At 33.3% G+C, this 26,221-nt stretch carries 26 protein-coding genes; 12 read left to right on the forward strand and 14 right to left on the reverse strand.

What is annotated here, in order from left to right:
- Positions 1-80 precede the first annotated feature (80 nt).
- The 7 genes from RH81_RS08370 to RH81_RS08400 all read left to right on the forward strand — a co-directional run bounded on the left by RH81_RS08370 (position 81) and on the right by RH81_RS08400 (position 9,448).
- Complete coding sequence (locus RH81_RS08370) at positions 81-1,001, forward strand: helix-turn-helix transcriptional regulator (protein ID WP_052172474.1); 921 nt, start codon at positions 81-83, stop codon at positions 999-1,001.
- A 63-nt stretch (positions 1,002-1,064) separates the two neighbouring features.
- Positions 1,065-2,096 carry a ferrochelatase gene (gene hemH / locus RH81_RS08375; protein WP_033959682.1) on the forward strand — a complete coding sequence of 344 codons (1,032 nt, stop codon included), beginning with the start codon at positions 1,065-1,067 and terminating at the stop codon, positions 2,094-2,096.
- Positions 2,096-3,448: an MATE family efflux transporter gene (locus RH81_RS08380; protein WP_033959683.1), complete on the forward strand. Its 1,353-nt coding sequence runs from the start codon at positions 2,096-2,098 to the stop codon at positions 3,446-3,448. The genes hemH and RH81_RS08380 overlap by 1 nt, the downstream gene beginning before the upstream one ends.
- A gap of 47 nt (positions 3,449-3,495) precedes the next feature.
- Complete coding sequence (locus RH81_RS08385; protein ID WP_033959684.1) at positions 3,496-6,588, forward strand: VPS10 domain-containing protein; 3,093 nt, start codon at positions 3,496-3,498, stop codon at positions 6,586-6,588.
- Positions 6,588-7,136, forward strand: a complete 549-nt coding sequence (locus RH81_RS08390) for a CopD family protein (RefSeq protein WP_033959685.1) — start codon at positions 6,588-6,590, stop codon at positions 7,134-7,136. Before RH81_RS08385 ends, RH81_RS08390 begins: the two co-directional genes overlap by 1 nt.
- Positions 7,137-7,198: 62 nt before the next feature.
- On the forward strand, positions 7,199-8,653 hold the full coding sequence (locus RH81_RS08395) for a sensor histidine kinase (protein ID WP_081988253.1): 1,455 nt from the start codon (positions 7,199-7,201) through the stop codon (positions 8,651-8,653).
- Between the two features lie 12 nt (positions 8,654-8,665).
- Positions 8,666-9,448: an enoyl-CoA hydratase/isomerase family protein gene (locus tag RH81_RS08400; RefSeq protein WP_033959687.1), complete on the forward strand. Its 783-nt coding sequence runs from the start codon at positions 8,666-8,668 to the stop codon at positions 9,446-9,448.
- A 14-nt stretch (positions 9,449-9,462) separates the two neighbouring features.
- Here the strand turns inward: RH81_RS08400 and RH81_RS08405 are convergent, their stop codons facing one another.
- From RH81_RS08405 to RH81_RS08415, 3 genes are all read right to left on the reverse strand, one after another.
- Positions 9,463-10,122 (reverse strand): HD domain-containing protein, encoded by a 660-nt coding sequence (locus RH81_RS08405; protein ID WP_033959692.1) that lies wholly within the window; start codon positions 10,120-10,122, stop codon positions 9,463-9,465.
- Positions 10,122-10,862, reverse strand: coding sequence for a lysophospholipid acyltransferase family protein (locus tag RH81_RS08410; RefSeq protein WP_033959693.1), 741 nt, complete (start codon positions 10,860-10,862; stop codon positions 10,122-10,124). Before RH81_RS08410 ends, RH81_RS08405 begins: the two co-directional genes overlap by 1 nt.
- An 84-nt stretch (positions 10,863-10,946) precedes the next feature.
- A complete protein-coding gene (locus tag RH81_RS08415) occupies positions 10,947-11,357 on the reverse strand; it encodes a BrxA/BrxB family bacilliredoxin (protein WP_033959694.1) in 411 nt (136 codons plus the stop codon).
- Between the two features lie 186 nt (positions 11,358-11,543).
- Between RH81_RS08415 and RH81_RS08420 the strand changes: the two genes are divergently transcribed.
- The 4 genes from RH81_RS08420 to RH81_RS08435 all read left to right on the forward strand — a co-directional run bounded on the left by RH81_RS08420 (position 11,544) and on the right by RH81_RS08435 (position 14,457).
- Positions 11,544-12,335 carry a TerB family tellurite resistance protein gene (locus RH81_RS08420; protein ID WP_033959695.1) on the forward strand — a complete coding sequence of 264 codons (792 nt, stop codon included), beginning with the start codon at positions 11,544-11,546 and terminating at the stop codon, positions 12,333-12,335.
- Positions 12,336-12,570: 235 nt separating this feature from the next.
- Positions 12,571-12,894, forward strand: coding sequence for a TraR/DksA family transcriptional regulator (locus RH81_RS08425; RefSeq protein ID WP_033959696.1), 324 nt, complete (start codon positions 12,571-12,573; stop codon positions 12,892-12,894).
- Positions 12,895-12,944: 50 nt separating this feature from the next.
- Entirely contained in the window at positions 12,945-14,006 is a 1,062-nt protein-coding gene (locus RH81_RS08430) for a T9SS type A sorting domain-containing protein (protein WP_033959697.1), read from the forward strand.
- Between the two features lie 34 nt (positions 14,007-14,040).
- A complete protein-coding gene (locus tag RH81_RS08435) occupies positions 14,041-14,457 on the forward strand; it encodes a hypothetical protein (RefSeq protein WP_152604808.1) in 417 nt (138 codons plus the stop codon).
- Positions 14,458-14,512: 55 nt separating this feature from the next.
- Here RH81_RS08435 and RH81_RS08440 read toward each other — a convergent pair whose 3' ends face one another.
- The 11 genes from RH81_RS08440 to RH81_RS08485 all read right to left on the reverse strand — a co-directional run bounded on the left by RH81_RS08440 (position 14,513) and on the right by RH81_RS08485 (position 24,099).
- The gene (locus tag RH81_RS08440) at positions 14,513-15,178 is read right to left on the reverse strand and encodes a hypothetical protein (RefSeq protein ID WP_033959699.1); all 666 of its coding nucleotides are present in this window, start codon (positions 15,176-15,178) and stop codon (positions 14,513-14,515) included.
- 57 nt (positions 15,179-15,235) lie between these two features.
- Positions 15,236-16,396, reverse strand: a complete 1,161-nt coding sequence (locus RH81_RS08445) for a metal ABC transporter permease (RefSeq protein WP_033959700.1) — start codon at positions 16,394-16,396, stop codon at positions 15,236-15,238.
- Positions 16,389-17,516: a metal ABC transporter permease gene (locus RH81_RS08450; RefSeq protein ID WP_033959701.1), complete on the reverse strand. Its 1,128-nt coding sequence runs from the start codon at positions 17,514-17,516 to the stop codon at positions 16,389-16,391. The genes RH81_RS08445 and RH81_RS08450 overlap by 8 nt, the downstream gene beginning before the upstream one ends.
- Positions 17,516-18,253, reverse strand: coding sequence for a metal ABC transporter ATP-binding protein (locus tag RH81_RS08455; protein WP_033959703.1), 738 nt, complete (start codon positions 18,251-18,253; stop codon positions 17,516-17,518). Before RH81_RS08455 ends, RH81_RS08450 begins: the two co-directional genes overlap by 1 nt.
- Positions 18,253-19,170, reverse strand: coding sequence for a metal ABC transporter solute-binding protein, Zn/Mn family (locus RH81_RS08460; RefSeq protein ID WP_033959705.1), 918 nt, complete (start codon positions 19,168-19,170; stop codon positions 18,253-18,255). Before RH81_RS08460 ends, RH81_RS08455 begins: the two co-directional genes overlap by 1 nt.
- An 8-nt stretch (positions 19,171-19,178) precedes the next feature.
- Positions 19,179-19,991, reverse strand: coding sequence for a transporter (locus tag RH81_RS08465; RefSeq protein WP_033959707.1), 813 nt, complete (start codon positions 19,989-19,991; stop codon positions 19,179-19,181).
- A complete protein-coding gene (locus RH81_RS08470; RefSeq protein ID WP_033959709.1) occupies positions 19,981-20,637 on the reverse strand; it encodes a metal-dependent transcriptional regulator in 657 nt (218 codons plus the stop codon). Before RH81_RS08470 ends, RH81_RS08465 begins: the two co-directional genes overlap by 11 nt.
- 223 nt (positions 20,638-20,860) lie before the next feature.
- Positions 20,861-21,001: a FeoB-associated Cys-rich membrane protein gene (locus tag RH81_RS16905; RefSeq protein WP_152604809.1), complete on the reverse strand. Its 141-nt coding sequence runs from the start codon at positions 20,999-21,001 to the stop codon at positions 20,861-20,863.
- A 31-nt stretch (positions 21,002-21,032) separates the two neighbouring features.
- The gene (gene feoB, locus RH81_RS08475; RefSeq protein ID WP_033959710.1) at positions 21,033-23,132 is read right to left on the reverse strand and encodes a ferrous iron transport protein B; all 2,100 of its coding nucleotides are present in this window, start codon (positions 23,130-23,132) and stop codon (positions 21,033-21,035) included.
- Positions 23,125-23,358 (reverse strand): FeoA family protein, encoded by a 234-nt coding sequence (locus RH81_RS08480; protein ID WP_033959711.1) that lies wholly within the window; start codon positions 23,356-23,358, stop codon positions 23,125-23,127. Before RH81_RS08480 ends, feoB begins: the two co-directional genes overlap by 8 nt.
- Positions 23,359-23,430: 72 nt before the next feature.
- Complete coding sequence (locus RH81_RS08485) at positions 23,431-24,099, reverse strand: SCO family protein (RefSeq protein ID WP_033959712.1); 669 nt, start codon at positions 24,097-24,099, stop codon at positions 23,431-23,433.
- Between the two features lie 34 nt (positions 24,100-24,133).
- Here RH81_RS08485 and RH81_RS08490 point away from each other — a divergent pair, with 34 nt between their 5' ends.
- A complete protein-coding gene (locus RH81_RS08490; RefSeq protein ID WP_338152377.1) occupies positions 24,134-26,149 on the forward strand; it encodes a M1 family metallopeptidase in 2,016 nt (671 codons plus the stop codon).
- Positions 26,150-26,221 lie beyond the last annotated feature (72 nt).

A 26,221-nucleotide genomic window follows, 5' to 3' on the forward strand; every position in this document is an offset into this window, starting at 1 on the left:
TTAATGTTATTTCTTATAATAACATGATAAATGTCATATTTTTGTAGTGAATACAACACTTTAAAACACTTCTGTTTAGAATGAATCTAAATAACAATAAAAATAATACTGATTTATCAGCTTCAAAAAATATCGCTAGAGGTTCTTTTGAAGAGACAAAGTTAGACGACGGATTTTTCGTACTAACATATCAAAACGACACTAATGAAGTTCAAATTGCTGAACGTGAGATTGATAGTAGTTTTATTCAGTTTCACTTTTGTGTCAAGGGTTCTAGCGAGTTTATCTTCAATAATGGTGCTTATCGCCTTAAGATTGAGGAAGAGAACTCTTTGCTATTGTATAATCCACAGCGAGATTTGCCTATTCATTTAGAAGTACATTCGAAGTCTTGGTTGGTATCTGTATTGGTTTCTATAAAGAAATTTCACGGACTATTTTCTCAAGAGGCCGATTATATCACGTTTTTAAGTGATGATAATAAGGACAAGAAATATTATAAAGACGGAAAAATTTCTCCTTCAATGGCTATTTCTCTAAATCAAATCATTAATTATAATTTGAATAGTTCTATTAAGAACCTCTATTTTAAAGGAAAAGGATTAGAATTATTGAGCTTGTATTTTAATAGGAGTGAAGATGCCGACATTGAACAATGTCCGTTTTTAGTTGATGAAACGAATGTAATTAAAATAAGAAAAGCAAAGGATATCATTATTTCTAGAATGTCCGAGCCTCCAACTTTACACGCCCTTTCAGAAGAAATTGGTCTCAGTTTAAAAAAGTTAAAGGAAGGGTTTAAACAAATTTATGGTGATTCTGTATTTAGCTTTTTGTTTGATTATAAAATGGAAGTCGCCAGAAAACTATTAGAAGCAGGTGATCATAATGTAAATGAGGTCGGACTTAAAGTAGGTTACAGCACGTCAAGTCATTTTATTTCAGCATTTAAAAAGAAATATGGAACGACACCAAAGAAGTATTTGATGTCGTTGAGTTAATTAAGCTTAAATAATACTATCGTATTTTTGCACAATAAAATTGCTAAAAGAAAAACAAATTAAATGAAAGGAGTTTTACTCGTAAATTTAGGTTCACCAGATTCTCCGGAACCTAAAGATGTTAAAAAGTATTTAGGTGAATTCTTAATGGATGAACGTGTGATTGATGTGCCACTTTGGGCTAGAACATTACTCGTAAAAGGTATTATTTTAAATACACGTCCAAAAGCTTCTGCGAAAGCTTATAAAAAAATATGGTGGGAAGAAGGCTCTCCTTTAATCGTATTATCAGAACGATTGCAAAACAAGATTCAAAATCAAATTGACTTTCCAGTTGCTTTGGCTATGCGTTATGGAAGCATGACAATAAAAAATGGACTTCAAGAATTGGTTGATAAAGGTGTTGATGAGGTGTTTTTAATTCCGCTTTATCCTCAGTTTGCTATGGCAACAACAGAAACTATTTTGGTGTTGGCAGAAACCATTAGAAAAGAGCATTTTCCTCAATTAGCTATTCAAGATTTGAAAGCATTTTATAACAACACAAACTATATCAAAGTCTTATCTAACTCTGTTGCCAAGCATTTAGAAGGAAAGGATTATGAACATTTATTATTTTCTTATCATGGTGTTCCAGAACGTCATATTAGAAAAAGTGATATTACGAAATCGCATTGCAAAATTGATGGTAGTTGCTGCGCAACAGCATCTCCAACACATGAGTTTTGTTATAGACACCAATGTAAGGAGGTGACGCGATTAGTTGGTCAGGCCTTAAATCTTAAGGAAGGCACATTTTCTACTTCATTTCAATCACGATTAGGTTTCGATCCATGGTTGCAGCCTTATACAGATCGAACTATCGAAAGATTAGGAAAAGAGGGAATCAAAAAGATGGCAATTGTTACTCCAGCATTTGTTAGTGATTGTTTAGAAACACTCGAAGAAATAGCGATGGAAGGTGAAGAAATCTTTCACGAAATGGGAGGAAAAGACTTTATGACCATTCCATGTTTAAATGATGACAAAGAGTTTGTTGATTTGTTATCTGGTTGGATTAATGAATGGGCATTATCTGAAACCGTTAAGGCATAATGGCAAAAACGGCTTCAAAAGATTTAGGAACTCAGCCTATAGGTAAGCTACTTATTAAACAGGCTGTTCCTGCATCTATTGGAATCTTAGTTATGTCACTCAATATTTTGGTGGACACTATTTTTGTCGGACAATGGATTGGTTCAACAGCTATAGCGGCCATTAATGTTGTACTTCCTGTTTCTTTTTTCATTGCGGCTCTTGGTATGAGTATTGGCGTAGGAGGTTCTTCTATTATTTCAAGAGCATTAGGCGCGAATAATGTTAACAAAGCACTACAAACGTTTGGAAACCAAATTACACTAACGCTACTATTTACAGTGTTATTAATTATTCCTGGCCTCTTATTTGTGGATGATATTATTCCTGTGTTTGGAGGTAAAGGAGCCATTTTTGAACCAGCAAAAATCTATTATACTATTGTACTTTATGGGATTCCGTTCTTAGCACTTTGTATGATGGGAAATACTGTTATACGAGCAGAAGGGAAACCTAAATTCGCTATGTATGCCATGATGATTCCGTCGGTAGGGAATTTGGTATTGGACTATGTCTTTATAAACTTAATGGACCTAGGAATGGCTGGAGCCGCTTGGGCTTCGACAATATCATATCTACTTTGTTTTTTGTTTGTCTTTTGGTATTTCATGTCTAAAAATTCAGATTTAAAACTAAATAAGTGCCAATTTAATTTGAAACTTCCTATCGTAAAAGAAATAGGTTCTTTAGGATTCGTCACACTTTCTAGACAAGCTGTTGTTAGTATCACCTATTTATTCATGAATAATATTTTATATGATCTTGGAGGAGAAACTTCAGTAACTGCTTATGCTATTGTTGGGCGAATGCTCATGTTTGCCTTATTTCCTGTTTTTGGTATTACTCAAGGGTTCTTACCTATTGCCGGTTTTAACTATGGAGCCAATCAATATGAACGTGTTAAAGAAGCCATAGCTACAGCATTAAAATATGCAGCAGCTTTAGCTACCTTAGTGTTTATTATGTTGATGATATTTCCAGAAGAAATTACAAGATTATTCACTACTGATGCAGAAGTCATTAAAGAAACGCCTTCAGCAATGCGTTGGGTATTTGCTGCTACTCCAATTATTGCTATCCAGCTCATTGGAGCCGCGTATTTTCAAGCTGTGGGAAAAGCAATTCCGGCTTTATTATTAACATTAACACGTCAAGGGTTTTTCTTTATTCCATTGATTTTTATTTTACCAAAGTATTTTGGCGAACTAGGTGTTTGGATGTCTTTCCCAATTTCAGATGTGTTATCTACTATTGTAACTGCCTTATTTTTACATCGTGAAGTGAAGTTAAAATTGAGTAAGACGACTGCATAATATTTTTTTATGCTTATTTTTATGCAACTAACAAACCCACCTTTATAATGAGATTATTTACCCTTCTTTTTTGCCTTTTTTTTATTGGAAATTTCACACAATTAGAAGCCCAATCTTTTGACGAATCACAATACGATGCTTTAGAATATCGACTACTCGGACCTTTTCGCGGTGGACGAAGTGCTGCTGTGACAGGAGTTCCTAATAAACCTAATTTATATTATTTTGGTTCTACAGGTGGAGGGATTTGGAAAACGCTGGATGGAGGTCGAAGTTGGGAAAATATTTCTGATGGATTTTTTGGTGGAAGTATTGGAGCGATTACTGTTTCAAAAAGTGATCCTAACGTCATATATGTAGGAGGTGGTGAAAAAACGGTTCGTGGTAATGTGTCTTCAGGTTATGGCATTTGGAAAAGTGTTGATGCGGGAAAAACTTGGACTTCAGCTGGACTAAAAAATTCACGCCACGTTCCAAGAATTGCTGTTGATCCAACTGATCATAATGTGGTGTATGCAGGTGTTTTGGGAAACATCTATAAGCCAACACAAGATCGTGGTGTTTATAAAAGTATTGATGGCGGAAAAACCTGGAAGAAAACATTGTTTGCGAACGAGCAAGCTGGAGTTGTAGACTTATTAATAGATCCGACTAATCCAAGAATATTATACGCTTCAACATGGAGAGTGCAACGTACGCCTTATAGTTTGAGTTCAGGAGGTGAGGGTTCAGCACTATGGAAAAGTACAGATAAAGGAGAAACTTGGACAGAGATTTCAACTAATGAAGGGTTTCCTGAAGGGACTTTAGGTATCATTGGTGTAACTGTGTCACCAGTAAATAATCAACGTGTTTGGGCCATTGTAGAAAATAAAGATAAAGGTGGTTTATACAGAAGTGAGGATGGAGGAGAAACTTGGTCACAAGTGAATAGCGAACGGAAATTACGTCAACGTGCATGGTATTACACAAGATTATATGCAGACACAAAAGATGAAGACGTGGTTTATGTTTTAAATGTACGTTACCATAAAAGTACAGATGGTGGAAAATCATTCAGTACGTATAATGCACCACATGGAGACCACCATGATTTATGGATTGCTCCAGAAGATCCAAATCGAATGATTATTGGTGATGATGGTGGAGCACAAATCACATACGATGGAGGAGAAACTTGGAGCACCTATCACAATCAACCAACATCGCAATTTTATCGGGTAACAACAGATAACCATTTTCCATATCGTATCTATGCAGCTCAACAAGATAATTCAACAATTAGAATTCCTCACAGAACAGATGGTTGGTCAATTACTGATGATGATTGGGAATCTACAGCTGGAGGAGAATCTGCTCATATAGCTATAGATCCAGAAGACAATGATATCATTTATGGAGGAAGTTACGATGGGTTTTTAACAAGAGTAAATCACAAAAGGGGAACGGTTAGAGCTATTAATGTATGGCCTGATAATCCAATGGGTCATGGTGCAGAAGGCATGAAATATCGTTTTCAGTGGAATTTTCCTATTATATTTTCGAAGCATAATCCAGATCGTTTATATACCTTTTCTCAACATGTACATGTAACGGAAAACGAAGGGCAATCATGGGAAATTATAAGTCCGGATTTAACGAGAAATGATCCTGAAAAACTAAAATCTTCAGGAGGGCCAATAACGCAAGATAATACGTCTGTAGAATATTACTGTACCATTTTTGCAGCTCAAGAATCACCTATCACTGAAGGCTTACTTTGGGTAGGAAGTGATGACGGGTTAATTCATGTAACGAAAGATGGTGGACAAAATTGGGAAAATGTTACACCTAAAGGGATGCCAGAATGGATGATGATCAATAGTATTGAACCAAGTGCTTACGATGCTGGAACATGTTACGTAGCAGGAACAAAATACAAAACAGGAGATTTTGCACCTTACTTATACAAAACTACAGACTACGGAAAAACATGGAAGAAAATCACGAATGGTATTAATTCAGAACACTTCACTAGAGTATTAAGAGAAGATCCTAAAAAGAAGGGATTGTTGTATGCAGGTACAGAAACTGGGATGTACATTTCGTTTAATGATGGTGTAAACTGGCAACCATTTCAGTTAAACCTTCCAATTGTCCCAATTACAGATTTAGCTATAAAGGATAATAATTTAATTGTGGCAACACAAGGACGAAGCCTTTGGATAATTGATGATTTGACAGTGTTACATCAATTGAATGGCTCAGATTCTCAAGACAATAAATTATTTAAACCAAAAGACACCTATAGAATATTAGGTGGCTATAATAAAAACAGTAAAACTTCGGGTACGAACCATCCAAATGGGATAATGACTTATTTCAATCTTAAAGATTATGATAAAGAAAATGATGAGGTTTCTTTAACTTATTTTGATCAAAAAGGAGACACCATAAAAACGTATGCTACTAAGAATAAAAAGAAGAATAAACTTGAGGTTAAAAAGGGTATGAATCAATTTATTTGGGACATGACTTATGAAGGTGCTGAAAAACTAGATGGTATGATTTTTTGGTGGGCAAGTTTAGATGGCCCAGTTGCAATTCCTGGAACGTACAAAGTGCATCTTAATATAAATGGAACTGCAATACCACAATCGTTTAATATTGTTGCAGATCAGCGAGCCGAAAGTACTCAGACAGATATGCAAAAGCAATTTGATTTTATTACTGATGTCAATAAAACAATAGATAATGCTCATAAATCTATTAAGAAAATTAGAAATATAAAAGAACAGCTTTCTGCATTTGAGACTCAATACGAGGGCAATGAAGACCTGAAAGATTTATTAGAGAAGGCAAAAAAATTAAAAGAAGACTTTACTAAAATTGAAGAAGCTTTATATCAAACTAAAAACAGAAGTCGTCAAGACCCATTAAATTTCCCAATTAGATTAACTAATAAACTAGGACATTTAAACGCTTTGGTAAGTATGGGAGATTTTGCACCTACAGATCAAGACATTGTTGTGAAAAATGAATTAACAGCCGAAATTAAAACCCAATTAGATGCTTTTGATGCTTTAATAAGTAATGAAATTAGTGCATTTAATGCAGCTTTTAATACTAAGGAATTGAACTATTTATTTGTTGAAAACTAATGGAATATTACAACTATATAAAGGCTTTACATCTCATTTTTGTGGTGACTTGGTTTGCAGGTTTGTTTTACATTCCTAGACTTTTTGTATATCAAATAGAAGCTTTTCATAAGCCATCTCCTGAAAAGGAAATTCTAGGCAAACAACTTAAGTTAATGGCTAAGCGCTTGTGGAATATTATAACTTGGCCTTCAGCAATTTTAGCTACCATCTTTGCAATTTGGTTAATTTTATTACAGCCAGTTTGGTTAGAGCAACCTTGGATGCAGGTCAAACTGGCTTTTGTTGCATTGTTGATTTTTTACCATTTGAAAACACATCAATATTACAATCAGCTTCAACGTGATGACGTAATGAAATCTTCTAGTTTTATGAGGCTTTGGAATGAAGGCGCCACATTTATATTGTTTGCTGTTGTATTTCTTGTAATTCTTAAGAGTGCAATTAATTGGGTATTTGGTGTTCTTGGAATTTTAGTACTTGGAGTTTTATTAATGTTAGGCTTTAAAGTATATAAAAATATAAGAAGCAAAAATCCAGATGCATAACATTGGCTTAATTATTGTTACATTTAAACGAATAATTACCTAGATTCATTACAAATTTTCAGATGAGGTTAAAAAAACTGTCTTTACGCGTTCGTATCTTTTTTGCCATGATATTATTGGTGCTTATTGCTTCTATTTTGATTGCAGCCGTTACCATTTATCAATACAACGAAGAAGCCAGAGACTATCATAAAGAGAGGCTAGAACGTAAAGAACGCGCTATTATTAGTGATATTAATTATGTTATAAAGGAAACTACATATCCAATTGAAACCGAAAAAATACCACTCATTTTTAAGGATGATATCTATAGAATAGCCGCTATTCACGGTCTAAAGATTAACTTATACGATTTAGATGGCACACTGTTAAAATCATCTAAAGCTAGCTTCACAAGAGACACTATTTTACAATGTATCGATGTTGATGTCCTTAATGCGATTTCGAATACTGCCGAACATAGGTATGTGGTTAAAAACAGAAAGAATGGAGAGACATTTCAGTCGTCTTACACTTACATATATGATTCGAAATCTAAGGCTTTAGCCATTTTAAATTTACCTTATTTAGAAAATGATGACTTTTTAAATAAAGAGCTCATCGAGTTTTTAGAACGATTAGGTTATGCATATTTATTTATGATGCTTATTGCCATCATTTTAGCTTTACTGCTGTCAAAGTACATTACAAGTACCTTAAAAACTATTGCTGATAAAATCAATGAGACACGTTTAGAAAAACGCAACAAAAAGATTGATGTTGAGTCTTCGAGCGAAGAAATATCAACTTTGGTTAACTCATATAATAGCATGATAGATGAGTTAGAAGAAAGTGCAGTTCAATTAGCTACGAGTGAGCGTGAGCAGGCGTGGAGGGAAATGGCAAAGCAAGTTGCTCATGAAATTAAAAACCCATTAACTCCAATGCGATTGAGTGTACAAAGTTTTCAGCGTAAGTTTAATCCTGAAGACGAAAACATTCATCAAAAAGTTGATGAATACAGTAAGACACTTATTCAGCAAATTGATACAATGAGTTCTATAGCATCTGCATTTTCAAACTTTGCAAAAATGCCAGCACAAAAGAATGAAACACTCAATGTCACGAATATTGTAAAATTAGCATTGGATATTTTTAGCGAAGATTACATTGAGTTTTCTTCAGATAATCACGAACTCATGGCGAGTTTTGATCGTACACAGTTAATTAGGGTTCTTACCAACTTAGTCAAAAATGGAATTCAGGCTATTCCACATGATAAAGAAGATCCAAAGATTGAGGTTAAGGTAACTTCCAAAAACGATATGGTAGTAATAACAGTTGAAGATAATGGGATAGGTATTTCTCCTGAAAATGAAAGCAAGATTTTTGAACCTAAATTCACGACTAAAACTAGTGGAATGGGACTAGGACTCGCGATGGTAAAAAATATTGTTGAAACTTATAAAGGAAGTATTACCTTTACATCTCAATACGGAATTGGAACAACTTTTTCTGTAACTTTTCCAAAAATATAACTGTAAATTATTATGAGTTACGATAATATTCTAACGAACACTGAAGGTGGTATTACTACAATTACCATTAATCGTCCAAATAAACTTAATGCATTAAATAAGGATACGATACAAGAGTTGCATGACGCTTTTAGCGACGCCAATAAAGACAAAAGTACTAAAGTCATTATTATCACAGGAAGTGGTGAAAAAGCTTTTGTAGCTGGTGCAGATATAAGTGAGTTTGCTGATTTTGATGTAAAACAAGGCGGTAAATTAGCTGCTAAAGGACAGGAGTTATTATTTGATTTCGTAGAAAACTTATCGACACCTGTAATTGCCGCTGTTAATGGTTTTGCATTAGGTGGAGGTTTAGAATTGGCAATGGCTTGTCATTTTAGAATTGCTAGTTCAAATGCTAAAATGGGTTTACCAGAAGTCTCTCTAGGAGTTATTCCAGGTTATGGTGGCACACAACGTTTACCTCAACTTGTAGGTAAGGGTCGCGCTATGGAAATGGTTATGACTGCTGGAATGATTGATGCTAACCAAGCATTGAATTATGGATTAGTAAATCATGTGACTTCAGAAGATGAATTAATACCTTTTACTGAAAAAATTGCTAGTAGAATCATGCGAAATTCTACAGTAGCAATTAAAGCTGCAATCAAATCTATAAATGCAAACTTTAAAGATGGAGTTGATGGTTATAAAACTGAAATTAAACAGTTTGGTAAATGTTTTGGGACAGAAGACTTTAATGAAGGCACTACAGCCTTTTTAGAAAAAAGAAAGGCAGAATTTCCAGGGAAATAACACAATAATAATTTTTATTGTTCTCCATTCCATTCGGCATGAAATTGACCTAAAAACCCTTCCATATAGTTGTGTCTATTTAACGCAATTTGTTTTCCGGTTTTGGTATTCATTCGATCTTTTAATAAGAGTAACTTTTCATAGAAATGATTTATAGTTGGTGCTGTTGAAGCTTTATAGGCTTCTTTAGTCATGTTTAAATCAGGTTGTATGGAAGGGTCATATAGTTTACGATTTTTATAACCACCATAATTAAATGTTCTTGCAATTCCAATAGCTCCAAGAGCATCTAATCTATCCGCATCTTGAACAACATCTAGTTCTATTGAAGAAAATTTACGTGCTACATTTCCGCCTTTAAAAGATACATTTTCAATAATCTTTACAACATGCTCAATAGCTACGGAGTCTACATTTATACCAAATAAAAACTCACGTGCTTTTTGTGGACCAATAGCGTCATCGCCATTATGAAATTTACTATCAGCAATATCGTGTAGCAACGCTCCAAGGGAAACGATATAGAGTTCTACATCTTCTTTTTTAGAAATGAGCAAAGCGTTTTTATAAACTCTTTCAATATGGAACCAATCATGACCACCTTCTGCAGACTCTAAGGTTTTTTTTACAAAAGTTTCTGTTAGTTGTATATGATGAATTTGGTCTTTTGTCATTAATCTAAAGTTATGGCATTGGTAATCGTATGTTCAATATCTTTTAAAAGTTCTTTTTGATTTTCAACCGCGTTTAATTCAATTGGTTGATGTACAGTAAACTTGATGTGGTTTCCAATTCCCATAGGGAATTTACCATATCGCAACATTTTCCACGAATTATTTACGGTTATTGGAACTACAAATGCTGAAGGTGCTTTTCTAAATAACAACTCCAATCCTTTTGTTTTAAATGGTTTTGGATTTCCATCTTTACTTCGTGTACCTTCCGGGAAGATAACTGCAGTGCGATTGTTTTCTTCAATATATGAACCAAAATTTAGCATTGTAGGTAATGCTTGTCGTGGATTGTTTCGATCTATTAAAACAGAACCACCATGACGTAAGTTATACGATACACTTGGAATACCTTTGCCGAGTTCCTTTTTACTAACAAATTTAATGTGATGTTGCCTCAAGAACCACATGATTGGTGAAATGTCGTACATACTTTGATGATTGGAAACAATGATCAAAGGTTTGTTTTTTGGAATATTATGCAGATTATTCCAAGTAATACGTGTTCCTAAAATATGCAAACATCTTACTAAACAAAACTGAAGAGCGTCAACACTTTTCTTATGAGCTTGATAACCGAAAACATTAAAACAGAACCATTGTATTGGGTGAAAAATGAGTAAAGTCATTCCAAAGACAAACAAGTATAAAACTGTTAATGGATAAGCCAATAGTTTTCTCATGTAGCAAATGTAATTTAATGCCAATAATACACAAAAAAACCACGACTAAATCGTGGTCTTAATTCTGTAGCAATTTTACTTTTTCTAGCAATGATCGTTATAAGCGTCCATTAGGTTTTCAGAAATTAATTCTGCAGGACGACCTTCAATATGATGACGCTCTAGCATGTGTACCAATTCACCATCTTTGAATAAAGCCATACTTGGCGAACTTGGAGGGAATGGCACCATTTGTGCTCTTGCCGCATCAACAGCTTCTTTGTCAACTCCTGCAAAGACAGTGACAATATGATCTGGACGTTTAGCATTTTGTAAACTCATTCTTGCTCCTGGACGAGCATTTGCTGCTGCACAACCACAAACTGAATTTACAACGACTAGAGTTGTACCTTCTTTGGCTAATGCTGCTTCTACAGCATCTGATGTATGTAATTCTTCAAAACCTACGTTGGTTAAATCCTCACGCATTGGTTTTACTAATTCTGCTGGATACATATATTTAAAATTTTTAAATTAATATTTAGATTGCAAAGATACGGAAAAATAGTAGGTGGTTTTTAGTTTTCAGTAAGCAGTTTAAATGGTGCTATTACAGTTTTCTATGGTTAATTTCGGTAACAAATGACAATAAAAAACTACTAACTGTAGTATATTTGAGTTAATTAAAAATAAAACACATACATGAGTTTTGCAAAATGGATTGGTGGTGCTTTAGGTTGGTCTTTTGGTGGACCAATTGGGGCTATAATAGGATTAGCGATTGGGAGTTTAATTGATGGCGCTTCTGAACAAGGTGGCTTTTTACTAGGTGATGGTCAGACCACAAAAAAACGATCTCGAGGAACTTTTCGTAAGACGCCTAACTATGGTGGACAAAAACAACGTTCACAAACACAATCTGGCGATTTTGAAGTGAGCTTGCTTATTTTGGCTACAGTAGTTATTAAGGCTGATGGTATTCAAGATCAAAAGGAATTGGATTACGTAAGGCAACAGTTTGTTAGCATGTATGGTAAAGAACGTGCTAATCATGCATTTCGTTTGTTTAAAAACATTACTCAGCAGCAAGTTCCAACACGTCAAGTTTGTCTACAGATTAAACAAATGATGGATCATTCATCACGTTTACAACTTGTTCATTTCCTCTTCGGAATAGCTAAAGCGGATGGCATGGTAACCGAAGTTGAAGTGAAACAAATTTATACTATTTGTGGATATTTGGGCATTAGTTCTCGTGACTATGAAAGTATTAAAGCAATGTTTTACGATAGTAGTGACAATGCTTACAAAATATTAGAGATTACTAAAGGCGCAACCGTCGATGAGATTAAGAAAGCGTATCGAAAAATGGCTAAGAAATACCATCCAGATAAAGTTATTCATTTAGGAAAGGAGCATCAAATAGGTGCTGAGGAAAAATTCAGACAAGTCCAAAAGGCTTATGAACAATTGCAAAAAGAAAGAGACTTTTAATTACTTTGATCTCTCTTATTTATGCGTTTCTCAATATCTTTAAAGTAACGTTTTTCTTTATATTTTCTGTAGACAAATATAACTACGACAATTAGGCCAAGAATCATTATTCCGCCTTTGCCCGTTATGTATTCAATTATTTCCATGCGAGTAGATTGAGGACATTATAGTCGACAATAAAGGCAAAACTTTCATTTAAATCGCTTATTTTAGATGAATTACGTAATTAAACGTTATGGATAAAGCTAAAGTAAAGACTACCATATTAGATGAGATTTCAAAAACTGAAGTATCCATTGGACAATATAAAGAACTTTCCAAACCAATTGCACCAAATGATGCTATTGGACGTGTAAGTAGAATGGATGCTATTAATAATAAAACCATTAATGAAGCCTCATTGCGTCAAGCTGTAAGCAAACTCAATGCATTAAAAATTGTTCTTTCTAAATTTAATGACGATGATTTTGGGATCTGTTTAAAATGCAATCAAGCTATTCCATTAGGTAGAATACTTATTAGACCAGAAAGTTTGTTTTGTGTGAACTGTGCGAGATAAAATATTTGTATAAATTTCTATTCCTTATTTTTACAAAAAAACGCAATTCTATGAAATCAAAAATTACTTGTCTTGTCTTATTATTTTCTGTTTATTTAAGCTTTTCTCAAAACTACTCTAATGCAGAAAGTGTTGAGTACGATCCTATTAATGATAGATGGTTAGTGTCAAATGGAAATAGAATACTAAGTGACGATGGTCAAGGTAATCTTAGTTATTTTGGAACAGGAACCACTTCTTACGGAATAGAAGTAATGGGGAATACAGTTTTTGGAATTCAAGGTTCAAATATTGTAGGTTATGACTTAACCACAGAGCAACAAGTGACAACAGTAACAATTTCTGGAGCATCTTTCTTGAATGGAATGACAAGTGATGGTGTAAACACTATTTATGTTACCGATTTTGGTCAAGATAAGATTCATGAAATTGATTTTTCAAATTTTGCGACACCAGTTGCAACCCAAATCGTTGCTAATACTCAAAACACACCAAATGGTGTTTTATATGATGGAGATAATAATCGTTTAATTTATACATCTTGGGGAAACAATGCGCAAATTAAACAAGTTGATTTATCTAACAATCAAGTATCGACAATTATAACGACATCGCTTGGTAATATTGATGGAATTGATGATGATGCAGCCGGTAACTTTTATGTGTCATCTTGGACTCCAGATAGAATAACAAAGTACGATTCTAATTTTCAAAATCCAGAAACAGTAACGACACCCTCTTTAAATAATCCTGCAGATATTGGTATTAATAAAGCTACAGGTATCATGGGAATTCCAATGGGAAGCTCAGTTATTTTTGTGGATTTAGGAGTGTTATCTGTAGAAGAATTTAGCATAAACAAATTTAATTTTACAGTGTCTCCAAACCCAATTGATACTACAAGTGAAATAAATCTGGTTAATTTAAATTCCACTTCAATTACAATTGAATTATTAGATATCTCTGGTAAAGTAGTACAAACTATTTCTAATCGTGCAGATAAAGGAAACAGTTCTGTTTCTCTTAAAAATATTAATCAAGCTTCTGGAATTTACTTTATTCGAGCATCTAATGAATTGGGTATATCAACCAAGAAAGTTATTATAAAATAGAAAACACAAAACATATTAGAAAGTATACTCCTCTATGAAATATCTAATATCATTTTTTATGTTACTAAGTTCGGTAATCATAAGTGCTCAGGATGTAGTTGGAAAATATCAATTAAAAATTGATGCTACAAATGTTGAGTTATCACGTACATTAACATTAAACGCTGATGGTACTTTCGAGTTTTATAATTACGAAAGACATGACATTGGGATTCCACCAGAAAAACATCTTTACGCTAAGGGCACTTGGACTTCAGATAAGAATGTGATTATATTTTCTGCAGAATCTTCAGATATTGACGACACACATGTATTAAATTTCAATACTACTAGAGCACGATACAAAGAAAAGTCATTAAGAGACAAATCAGATCGTGTGGTAGAAACTTCATTAATTTTTTACCAATCCGAAATCTTTTGGGTAAAAGGTATGAAGCTTCTAAAACAATAATAAAAATTAAAAGGACAGCATTTGCTGTCCTTTTATAAATTATGTTTAATTGCTTTTATTTTAGGCTAGCCGCAATTTTTTTAACAAAGTCTGTAGCAACTAGACCTGCACTTTCTGGGTTATCTAATTGAGAAGTAACTACTGCAACTAATTGGTTTTCATCAGTTTTTTTAAGATCGTAAACCGTTGTTTCTAAAATATATAATTTAGATGTACTTGTTGTCATAGTTTCTGGCACGTAATTTCCTAAAGTATGATACGAAATAGGATTGTAATAATAGCCATAGAAACCACCATAATACCTTGGGTAATAACCATAATAATTTCCTCCAGCATAATAGCCACCTTCTTTATCTACTCTTGTTTCTTCTTGATAATCTTTCATCACTGTAAGGACAACACCATCAAATCCTTGAGATTTTAGAAGCTCCTGTAATTTTTGTTTACTACCCTCAGATTTTGGTTCGTTAGGCTTCAAGCTACCAAACTTAGAAAAACTTGCCGTTGCTTTAAAGCCTTTTTCTTTCATTTGCTTTACAATTTCATTTTCGAAAGTAATTCGAGCTTGCTCATTATCGGTTCTTACAACTACTAAAAAGTTATTTTCTTTAGTGTTTGAAATGTTTTCACTTTTCCAAGAGTCTAAAACTTTTACACTAGAACAGTTTTGAAGTGAAGCACTAAAGATTAAACAGATTAAAATTACAGTTATTTTTTTCATTTTGAACAGATTATATTTTTTGTAAAAATACAGTTTTTGAATTAAAAAATAATTGAATCAACCTCTAAACAAGAAGAAATCTTCTTTCATGCCTTCAATTTGAGCATCTTCATTAGTGATAATATAATCAATAGCTTGGGTAGTAAATTTGTCGCCTTTAGGAGTTAGGGAGACAATATTGTTATTTATGAGAATCATATTATTTTTCATAGCTAATTCTAAAACCGTTTTTGAACGTACTTTTTGCCAATTAATATGTTCATTTAAATGATTTACATGCCGTTCACGTTGGTCGTCATGGTTTTTTAAGTGCAACAGAAATGTAAGTAATGACACTTCTATTCGCTGTTGCTTTTCTCTATAAATTACAGCGATTATACCCTTGCTTGGAGCAAACAAATACACCATTAAAAATAACAGACCAAGCATTGTAGTTATGGATCCAGCAATAGAAGCATCTAACCAATGTGCAAACCAATAGCCAGAAATTGCACTAAAAACCCCAAAAACAATAGACAAGATTAGCATCTTTTTAAGGTTTGTAGTTAGTAAGTAAGCTGCTGCTGCTGGAGCAATCATTAATGCAACAACTAAAATAGCGCCTACAGCATCAAACGCTCCAACTGTAGTTATTGAGGAAACTGTCATCAACCCGTAATGAATAACTACTGGTGAGAATCCTAATGAAGCCGCTAAACCTTTATCAAAAGTGCTTAGTTTTAATTCTTTGAAGAATGCAAACAATAATGCAATGGTAATGATTAGAATACTTCCAATAATCCAAAGTGATTTCGGACCGACATCTATTCCTGAAATGAGTAAACGATCAAAAGGCGCAAAGGCCAATTCTCCTAGTAATACAGCATCGATATCAAGATGTATATCATTAGCATTTTTTGCAATCATAATGACACCAATGCTAAACAATACTGGGAATACCAATCCAATTGCAGTGTCTTCTTTTACTAAACCAGTTTTTTGAATGTATTCAACTAAAACGACTGTGATTACACCAGTAATTGCAGCAAGTAAAATGAGTAAGGGCGAATTTAAATCTTGAGTTATAAAAAAACCAATAACAATTCCAGGCAATATAGAATGACTAATCGCATCACTAATCATTGCCATTTTTCTTAGCACTAAAAAAGTACCAGGAATAGCACAAGCAATGGCAACTAGACTTGCTATGATTTGTATTTCTATTTGTGCGCTACTCATCTTGTTTGGTTAATTGATTATACAGATTTGAAGCCGATTGAAAACCTTCATTAGTTAAACTCCAAGTTGAACCTTGAAGAGTAACATAGTTTTTCTCAACTAGTTTTTTTAAGGTACCTTTTGTAAAACCGTGAAAATTATTTAAGATTTTAACTTCATGAGGATGAGAAATATTTTCGTGTGTTTCGGCAATATGATACATAAAAGCCAATGTTTTATGTAACTCTAAATCGCGTCTGTTTTTTATGAAACGGATTTGTTTAAAAAGTAAACCACGACTAGGAGAAAACACAAAAGATATAAACACAAAAACGGCAGCAACAATTACTATTACTGGTCCAGTTGATAAGTTGTTTTGACTCGCACTAATTGCTGTTCCAAAAACCCCAGAGAATGCTCCAAATAAAGCGGCAAGAAACACCATTTTAGCAAGACTATTTGTCCATTGTCGAGCTGCAGCTGCTGGAGCCAATAACATAGCACTCATTAATACAACTCCAACTGTTTGAAGACCTAGTACGATTGCTAAAACAATAAAGCTTGTAATTAGAATATCTATAGCGTTGGTATTGAATCCAAGTGTTTTAGCATAATCTTTATCAAATAGTAAAATCTTGAATTCTTTCCAAAATAGAAGTAATACAAAGAGGCAAATTCCCGTAACAATTGCCATCATCCAAACATCACTTTCAACAAGAGTTGCGGCTTGTCCAAATAAGTATTTATCTAAACCAGCTTGATTAGCATTTGGTTGTTTTTGTATAAACGTAAGGAGGAGCATTCCGAAGCCAAAAAATAGAGACAAAATTAGCCCTAGAGCAGTGTCAGATTTGAGGTGAGTTTTAGTGATTATACTTCTAATCCAGAAGGTTCCAATCAAGCCACTAACCAATGCGCCAAGCAACAAGGTATTACTGTCTTTTGCACCTGTAATTAAAAATGAGATAGCAATTCCAGGTAAGGCAGCATGAGAAATAGCGTCACCCAAAAGACTTTGTTTTCTAAGCACAGCAAAGCTACCTAACATTCCAGTTACAGCCCCTAAAATAGCTGTTCCTAGTGTGATGGTTCTAAGTGTATAGTCTGTAAAGACTAAAGAAAAATACTCTTGGATATCCATTATTCCTGAATACTTACTTTGTAATTAATACCATAAGTCTTGGTTAAATTGTCATCATTAAAAATATCTTTAACAGGACCAGTAGCTATTTTTTTAACGTTCAAAAAGGTAACCCAATCAAAATATTCGGGAACTGTTTGTAAATCGTGATGTACAACAATAACTGTTTTGCCAGCTTTTCTTAATTCTTTTAAAATATTGATGATTGCTATTTCAGTTGTTGCGTCAACACCTTGAAAAGGCTCATCCATAAAATAGATTGAAGCATCTTGAACTAAAGCTCTTGCCAAAAATATCCGTTGTTGTTGTCCACCAGATAACTGACTAATTTGTCTATTTTTAAAAGGAAGCATTCCAACTTTTTCAAGAGCTTCTAAAGCGGCTTTCTTTTCTTTTTGTCTAGGACGCTTTATCCAACCTAAACTTCCATAGGTTCCCATCATAACAACATCAAGAGCTGTAGTTGGAAAATCCCAATCTACACTTCCTTTTTGTGGCACATATGCTACTAAAGAGCGTTGTTCTTTATAAGATTTCCCATAAATAGTTACACTTCCAGCAATAGGTTTTAGAATACCTAAAATGGATTTTATTAGCGTAGATTTCCCAGCACCATTTGGACCAACAATAGCCATAAGTACGCCTTCTGGAATTTCTAAATCAATATCCCAAAGTACCGGCTTATAATTGTAAGCTACAGTTAAATCATCTATTTGTACTGCAATATTGTTCTTCATTATTTTAATGCATTAACAATTGTATTTACATTGTATTCAAACATGCCAATGTAGGTGCCTTCAATAGTTCCTGCATTTCCTAAAGCATCAGAATATAAAGTTCCACCAATAGACACTTCATGATCTTTTGATCTTACTGCTGCTTGCAAAGCTTCGATTGTTCGCTTTGGCACTGAACTTTCCACAAAAATAGCTTTGATGTTTTTTTTAATAATAAACGCTGATAATTTCTGAACATCTTTTACACCAGCTTCAGTTGCTGTAGATAAACCTTGGAGTCCAACTACTTCAAAATCGTATGCTTTACCAAAGTAATTAAATGCGTCATGAGCTGTTACCAAAATCCTTTTTTCTTTTGGAAGTGTTTTAATAATACCTTTCAATTTTGACTGAAGTGCATCTAACTTTTTGAGATATGAAGTTTCATTCGTTTTATAGTTTTCAGCATTTTCAGGATCTTTTTCTGAAAGAACTTGAGTTGTTTTTTGAGCAAATTGCTTGAAATAATTTATGTCAAACCACACATGTGGATCATAGTTTGACGCAAAGTAATCTGAACCAATTAAGGTGTTTTTGTCTAATTCTTCTCCTAGAGCTATTGGTGTTTTAGTTTGGCTACCCATTTTTTCAAAAACCTCTACAAGTTTACCTTCAAGATGTAGACCATTGTAAAAAATAATATCTGCTTTAACTAATTTGGTAACATCTCCTTCGCTAGCTTTATATAAGTGCGGATCGACACCACTTCCCATTAAACCTTCAATATTGATGTAATCACCTCCAATATTTTCAACTAAATCTGTTATCATGGAAGTTGTTGTTACCACGTTTAGTTTTCCATCAGATGGTTTGTCATTTTTGCAACTAAAAACAGTTACAATCATTACTAATATTAATAGGTTTTTTATTGTATTCATTTCGTTTTTTATTTAGTAGGCAATTTGAAACTTACTCCAGCACTTAGCAATATATCTTGACCTTCAGTAATCCCTGAACCCACTGTTGCATCTAGCTGAACATTATTTGTTATTAAATAGGTTAATCCAGTATTCCAAAGATGGTTGGCTTTATTATCCTCAGGAAAATCACCATATAATTCAATATAAGCACCTATTTTATCTGTAACACTATAGCCATATGATAATGTGTATATATATGCTGCTGCAGGTGAATCATCACGCCATTGAGCACCAATATTATAACCGATACTTGATTTTTCACTTAATGTATGTGCAAATGAAAATCTAAAGTCGACACCAGTTGTTTCAGGCTTATAATCTTGACTCGCTGTAAACGGAAGGTATAAATGACTTAGGAATCCTATTTCAGGCATCCAACCGTTTTCGTGAGCAATTCCAATTTTCACACCTAATAACAATGGATTAAATCCGCTAGTAACATCATCTAATTTAGTACCATTTATTGTGGTTTGACCTTCTACAAAATCCCAACCAACACGTAATTCTAGATTATCAAGTAATCCTAAACGCACTAAAGTTGTATTGTATGTAAAAGTTTCAGATTTGATATTATTATCTTCAAAACTTTCATAAAAACCTCCAGTTTCTATTTGAACAAAACCAGGAGCAATTGTTTGAGGTGATTCTGTAGCATCTGGTCTATCGGTAATAAAAGGTTCGGAATTTGCATTTGATGTTTTGTCATCTTGAGCAAATAAGCTTGCTGAACAACATATAATCATTAAAAAATGTAGTAGGTAAGTGTTTTTAGTTTTCATCAACATATATAATTTTAGTAAAGTTTTCATTCAAAACAATCGTATTAGAACCTATTGCTATTTGGGTCATTTTATTCCCACTAAATTGTTTTGAAACGGTTAGTGTATTTCTGTATTTAATTCCATTTTGAGCGCAAAAATCAAAGAATTCTTTATCGTCACTCATTAATCTAGCGATAGTATATGTTTTCCCTTCTTCTGCATCAGCAAGAGTAATAGAGGTGTCTGTTGTCGTAATTTTACCATCGGCATTTGGTATTGGATCACCATGAGGATCAAACTTTGGATGTCCTAAATATTCACTAATTTTTTCTGCAAGTAAATCTGAAGTTTGATGCTCTAGTAATTCCGCTTCTCGATGAATATCATGAAGTGATAAATCAAACATTTTAAATAAAAGAGATTCCCAAAGGCGATGTTTTCTCACCACATTGAGTGCCATTTTTTTGCCTTTTTCAGTCAACTGAAGCGCTTGGTACTTTTCGTAATGCAGTAAATCTTTCGCAGCTAATTTTTTAGCCATATCTGTTGCTGCTGGACTTGAAATACCAAGTTGCTTGGCTATATTACCAGGCTTCGTGTCTTTGATATCATGCTTGTCATTGTTGTAAATAGCTTTTACAAAATTCTCAATTGCTACAGACATTTTTTTGATTGCTTTAATTAATTTTTAAGCTTACTTAAATATTTTACAAATGTAACTAAAAAATTTAGTTAGTACAGCTTTCTCGTAAAGAGTTATATGAAGTTTAGAGAAGACAAAGGTTTGATATGAAAGAAAATGGAAAGGGTGATAGTCTTAAGACTATTGAAAACATTAGTTTTAGTAATAAAATAATTAATTAATTAATGAAGATTTTAAATGATATTTAATGACAACCACAGCCATCATCTCCACCACAAGATTTAGCGGATGCTTTTTTGGGTTTCCAGAAGAATTTACGCACTAAGAATGCTAAGGCTAAACCTAAAGTAGAAAAGACAAGTATGTTTTGTATTATGATGTTCATTTTGTTTTAGTCGTACTATAAATATAAACCTTTATTTTAAAACTTGAAAAGCAATTAATGCAACTACATAAGCAAATGCAGTCATAATTGTAAGCTGTAGTATTGGCCATTTCCAGCTATTGGTTTCACGTTTTACAATTGCCAAGGTACTCATGCATTGCATGGCAAAGGCATAAAATAGTAAAAGTGAAATTCCACTAGCGAAATTAAATAATGGTCCACCAGTAATTGGATTAACTTCTCCTGCCATCCGATTTTTGATGGTCTCTTCTTCATCACTTCCAACACTATATATGGTAGCTAAAGTTCCAACGAAAACTTCTCTAGCAGCAAATGAACTTACAAGTGCAATTCCAATTTTCCAATCATAACCTAATGGTCGAATTGTAGGTTCGATTGCATGTCCAGCAATACCAATAAATGAATGTTCGAGTTTATGAGATGCTATTTTTTGTTGCAATTCAACATCAGATAAATTTTGAGAAGCATATTCTGTAGTTACAATATCTTCCGCGTTATTAAATTCATCACCAGGACCATAAGAGGCTAAAAACCACAATACAATGGAAATAGCCAGAATTATTTTACCTGCTCCAAACACGAATGACTTTGTTTTTTCAATAACCGTTAAAGCTACATTTTTGAATAAAGGCAATTTGTAATTCGGCATCTCTACAACGAAAAAAGTTTTACTATTAATCTTAAGTATTTTGTTTAGAAGCCAAGCAGAAAATATTGCAGCTCCAAATCCAATCAGATATAAAAGCATTAGAGTAAGTGCTTGATAGCTTAACCCAATAAATCTACCTTCAGGAATTACCAATGAAATAATAATAAGATATACAGGTAGTCTCGCCGAACAAGTCGTAAAAGGGGTGACTAGAATAGTAATTAATCGCTCCTTCCAGCTTTCTATATTACGAGTAGCCATTATTGCTGGAATTGCACAAGCTGTTCCCGAAATTAACGGAACAATACTTTTTCCACTTAATCCAAAACGTCTCATGATGCGATCCATTAAAAAAACGACACGACTCATGTAGCCGCTTTCTTCTAAAACAGCTATAAATAAAAACAGAAAGGCTATCTGAGGAATAAAAATTACAATACCTCCAAGACCAGGAATAATTCCTTCGGCTATGAGGTCTGTAAATGCACCTTGAGGTAAACTGTTTTTCGTCAATTCACTTAGGGAAGCAAAAACACTATCTATAAAATCCATTGGAACACTAGACCAGTCATAAATAGCTTGAAAAATGGTTAGTAAAATGACGAAGAATATTAAATAACCCCAAACTTTATGGGTCAAAATTCTATCTAGTTTTATACGTAGATCTTTAGCAGATTTTAGATCAATTGTTTGACCTATTTTAAGTGTATTATTAATAAATTGATAACGTTTAATAGTTTCTTTTTGCTGTAATCGTTTTAAATCTGCCTTGCTTTTAGTTTTAAAACTATTAATGACATCAACTTCATTTCTATCTGTTTTCCCGAAATTTACATCTTGAGAAATTACTAACCAAAGCTTATATAATAATTGATTTGGAAATGCTTTTCGTAGACCATCAAAATAGTTGGAATCAACTTCAGAAGCATTAACGCAAGGTTCGGTAGAAAGTTCCTTGAAATTAATAATGAGTTCTTTAAGTTGGTCTATGCCTTTATTTTTCCTTGTACTTATAAGCGCAATCTTAGTGTGTAACTCTTTTTCTAAAAATGGAATATCTAGCTGAATGCCTTTGTATTTCATTCGGTCAGACATATTAATAGCTAAGATTGTCGGAATCTTTAAATCTTTTATTTGAGTATAAAGAAGCAGATTTCGTTTTAGGTTTTCAACATCGCTAACAACAACTGCAACATCTGGAAAGTCCTTATCCTTTTTGTTAAGCAACAACTCAATCACAACGTTTTCGTCTAAAGAGGATGCGTTTAAGCTATAAGTTCCAGGAAGGTCAATGATATGTGCTTTTACGCCTCTTGGTAATTTGCAAACACCTTCTTTTTTTTCAACAGTGATGCCAGGATAATTACCAACTTTTTGATTTAAACCTGTTAAGGCATTAAAAACCGATGTTTTTCCTGTGTTAGGATTCCCAATTAGCGCAACATTAATTTGTTTAGGCATTGGTAATATCGATTAAAATGTGAATGGCAGTTTCTTTTCTAATCGCTAAGTGAGTTCCGTTAATATTTAGGTACATAGGATCTGCAAATGGTGCAACTTGAACAAGCTCGACTAAATTACCTGGTAAACAACCCATTTCTAATAGTTTAAGAGGAATATGAATTGAAGAAACATCAGTAATGATGCCTTGTTGCCCTCGTTTTATATCTGCTAATGTTACTTGCAAGCTTATTTAGATTGATTTTAAAGAAGCAAAAATAAGTCAAATAATCTATGTAAAGAAATTGTTGTGATAAAACTATTGGTATTCCTTTTTCAGTCTTTTAATATCTTGAATTAAAGAGTCTACAGAGGTTGGACTAATTCCGTTGTAAATACCTCTAATTTGCTTGTCTTTATCAATAAGGGCGAAGTTTTCAGTATGCACCATTCCATAGTCTTCTGAATTATCATTTTTAACAACTAAATACGATTTCCTTGCCAAGTCATAGATTTGTTTTCGATCACCAGTCACAAGATTCCATTTGGAATCATTAACACCTTTTTCAATGGCATATTTTTTTAATTGCGCAACAGAATCTATTTCAGGAGTTACAGAATGCGATAAGAGCATGACATCCTCATCATTTATTATTTCTTCTTGAATGCGATGCATTTGATCTGTCATTACTGGGCAAATGGTTTGGCATGTTGTAAAGAAGAAATCTGCTACATAGATTTTATTGTCATAACTATCTTGTGTAATAGTTTCTCCATTTTGATTAATGAGTTTGAAATCTGCGATGGTGTGGTATTTCTTTTTATGTTGAATGGTACTATCTACAAGAGATGCATCAATTCTATTTGGTTGGTAGATAGGTAAAGGTTGTTCTACTTTTAGGATAGAGTAGAAAATAGAAATAATAATTCCAGATACAATTAATAGTACTACGAAAAAGAGTTTAAACTGTTTAAAAAACGCTAGCATGACTTGGTTTTTAAGGCTTTAATGTGAGATTTGAATGCAAAAATACGACAGATTTACTACAAATTCAGTACTTTTAACACGCTATATTGCTTTAGAAAAGAAAAATTTGACTCTTATGAGAATACCATTACTTACACTTTTTTGTTTATTATCTATCAATTTGTTTTCTCAAGATTTCAACGAAACTTTAGATGAAGTTCGTGTTGCAGAAGCAAAATCAGCATTAAATCAAATTATGCATCGTGCCAATTTAAACACGGGAAATTATGATTTAAAATACCACAGATTGGAATTGGATTTAGATCCATCGGTTGCTTTTATTTCAGGCGACATTACCACTTATTTTGAAGCTAAGGATAATATGAGTGAAATTACTTTTGATTTATCTAGTAATATGACTGTTTCTCAAGTGGAGCAAAGAGGAGATGTTTTGGGTTTTACACAAAATTCAAATGATGAACTGGTCGTAACCTTACCTGTTGTTCAGAATACTGGTATTTTAGATTCTTTAACTATTAGCTATTCTGGAAACCCAATTAGCTCTGGTCTTGGTTCTTTTGTTCAACAAACACATAATGGTGATCCTACGATTTGGACCTTGTCGGAGCCTTATGGCGCAAAAGCTTGGTGGCCTTGTAAACAAGATTTGATAGACAAAATAGATTCTATAGATGTATTTATAACATCACCACAATTCAATCCAACTGATGAAGAATATATTGCTGTTTCCAATGGGTTAGAGCAAAGTCAGATAATAAATGGAGATGATAAAACAACTCACTTCAGGCATCGTTACCCGATTCCTGCTTATTTAATTGCAATTTCTGTTACAAACTATGAAGTATATTCTCATACAGTACCTAATAATGGAAACCCATTTGAGATTGTAAACTATGTATATCCTGAAAGTTTAGCAAATGCCCAAGCGAGTACTCCAGTTACAGTTGATATTATGGATTTATTTATAAATCTTTTTGAGGCTTATCCTTATGAAAATGAAAAGTATGGTCATGCCGAATTTGGTTTTGGAGGTGGTATGGAACATACAACAGTCTCATTTATGGGTGCCTATGGCAGAAATTTAATAGCTCATGAACTTGCTCATCAATGGTTTGGAAACAAAATTACATGTGGTAGTTGGAAAGATATATGGCTAAACGAAGGGTTTGCTACTTATTTATCGGGTCTTGTTTTTGAAAATTTAGATGGGAATTCTGTTTTTACCATTTGGAAGCAACAACGTATTAATTCAATTACCTCACAACCTGGAGGAGCTGTTTATTTGACTGATATTGACACCACTAATGTTGGACGAATTTTTAGCGGAAGACTTACATATAATAAAGGGTCTATGGTATTACATATGCTTAGAAAAAAATTAGGTGACGCTAACTTTTTTCAAGCTTTAAAAGATTATCTAAGTACACCAGAACATGCTTATGGTTATGCTAAAACTGAAGATTTTATAGCTATTGCAGAAACATCTTCAGGTGAAGACTTAACCGAATTTTTTGATGATTGGCTCTTCAATCAAGGTTACCCAAGCTATACAGTTAATTGGAATCAGTCTTCTGGTAGTGACATTACAATTGAGCTTTCACAAACACAAAGTCATCCATCTGTATCATTTTTTGAAGCTCCAGTACCTATTCGTTTAATTGGTGCTTTAGGTGAAGAACAAGATTTGGTGTTAGACCATACTTCTAATATGCAACAGTTTGTTGAAACTGTAGGTTTTGAAGTGGTAGACGTACTTTTTAATCCAGAATTTGATATTATTTCTATTAATAATCAAGTGCTTGATGTAGAGGCTTTTGAAATTGAAAGAGAACTTATAATATTTCCTAATCCATCTTCTTCAGGCATAAACATTCAAAAACCCGAAACATTAGAAGTCGAATCTATAGCAATTTATAACGCAGTTGGTCAATTGTTATTTACTTCAGAATGGACAGAAAGGATTGATGTATCGTCTTTTTCAGATGGATTACTTTTCATACGATTCCAAACCGATAAAGGCATAATTAATAAAAGCCTGTTAAAAAATTAGGCTTAACACTAAATATAGTTTTCTAAATGCCACCAAAACACTACTTTTGTGGCTTGTAAAATTTTGACTAGA

It is taken from the genome of Psychroserpens jangbogonensis, assembly GCF_000797465.1.
GTDB classification, from domain to species: domain Bacteria; phylum Bacteroidota; class Bacteroidia; order Flavobacteriales; family Flavobacteriaceae; genus Psychroserpens; species Psychroserpens jangbogonensis.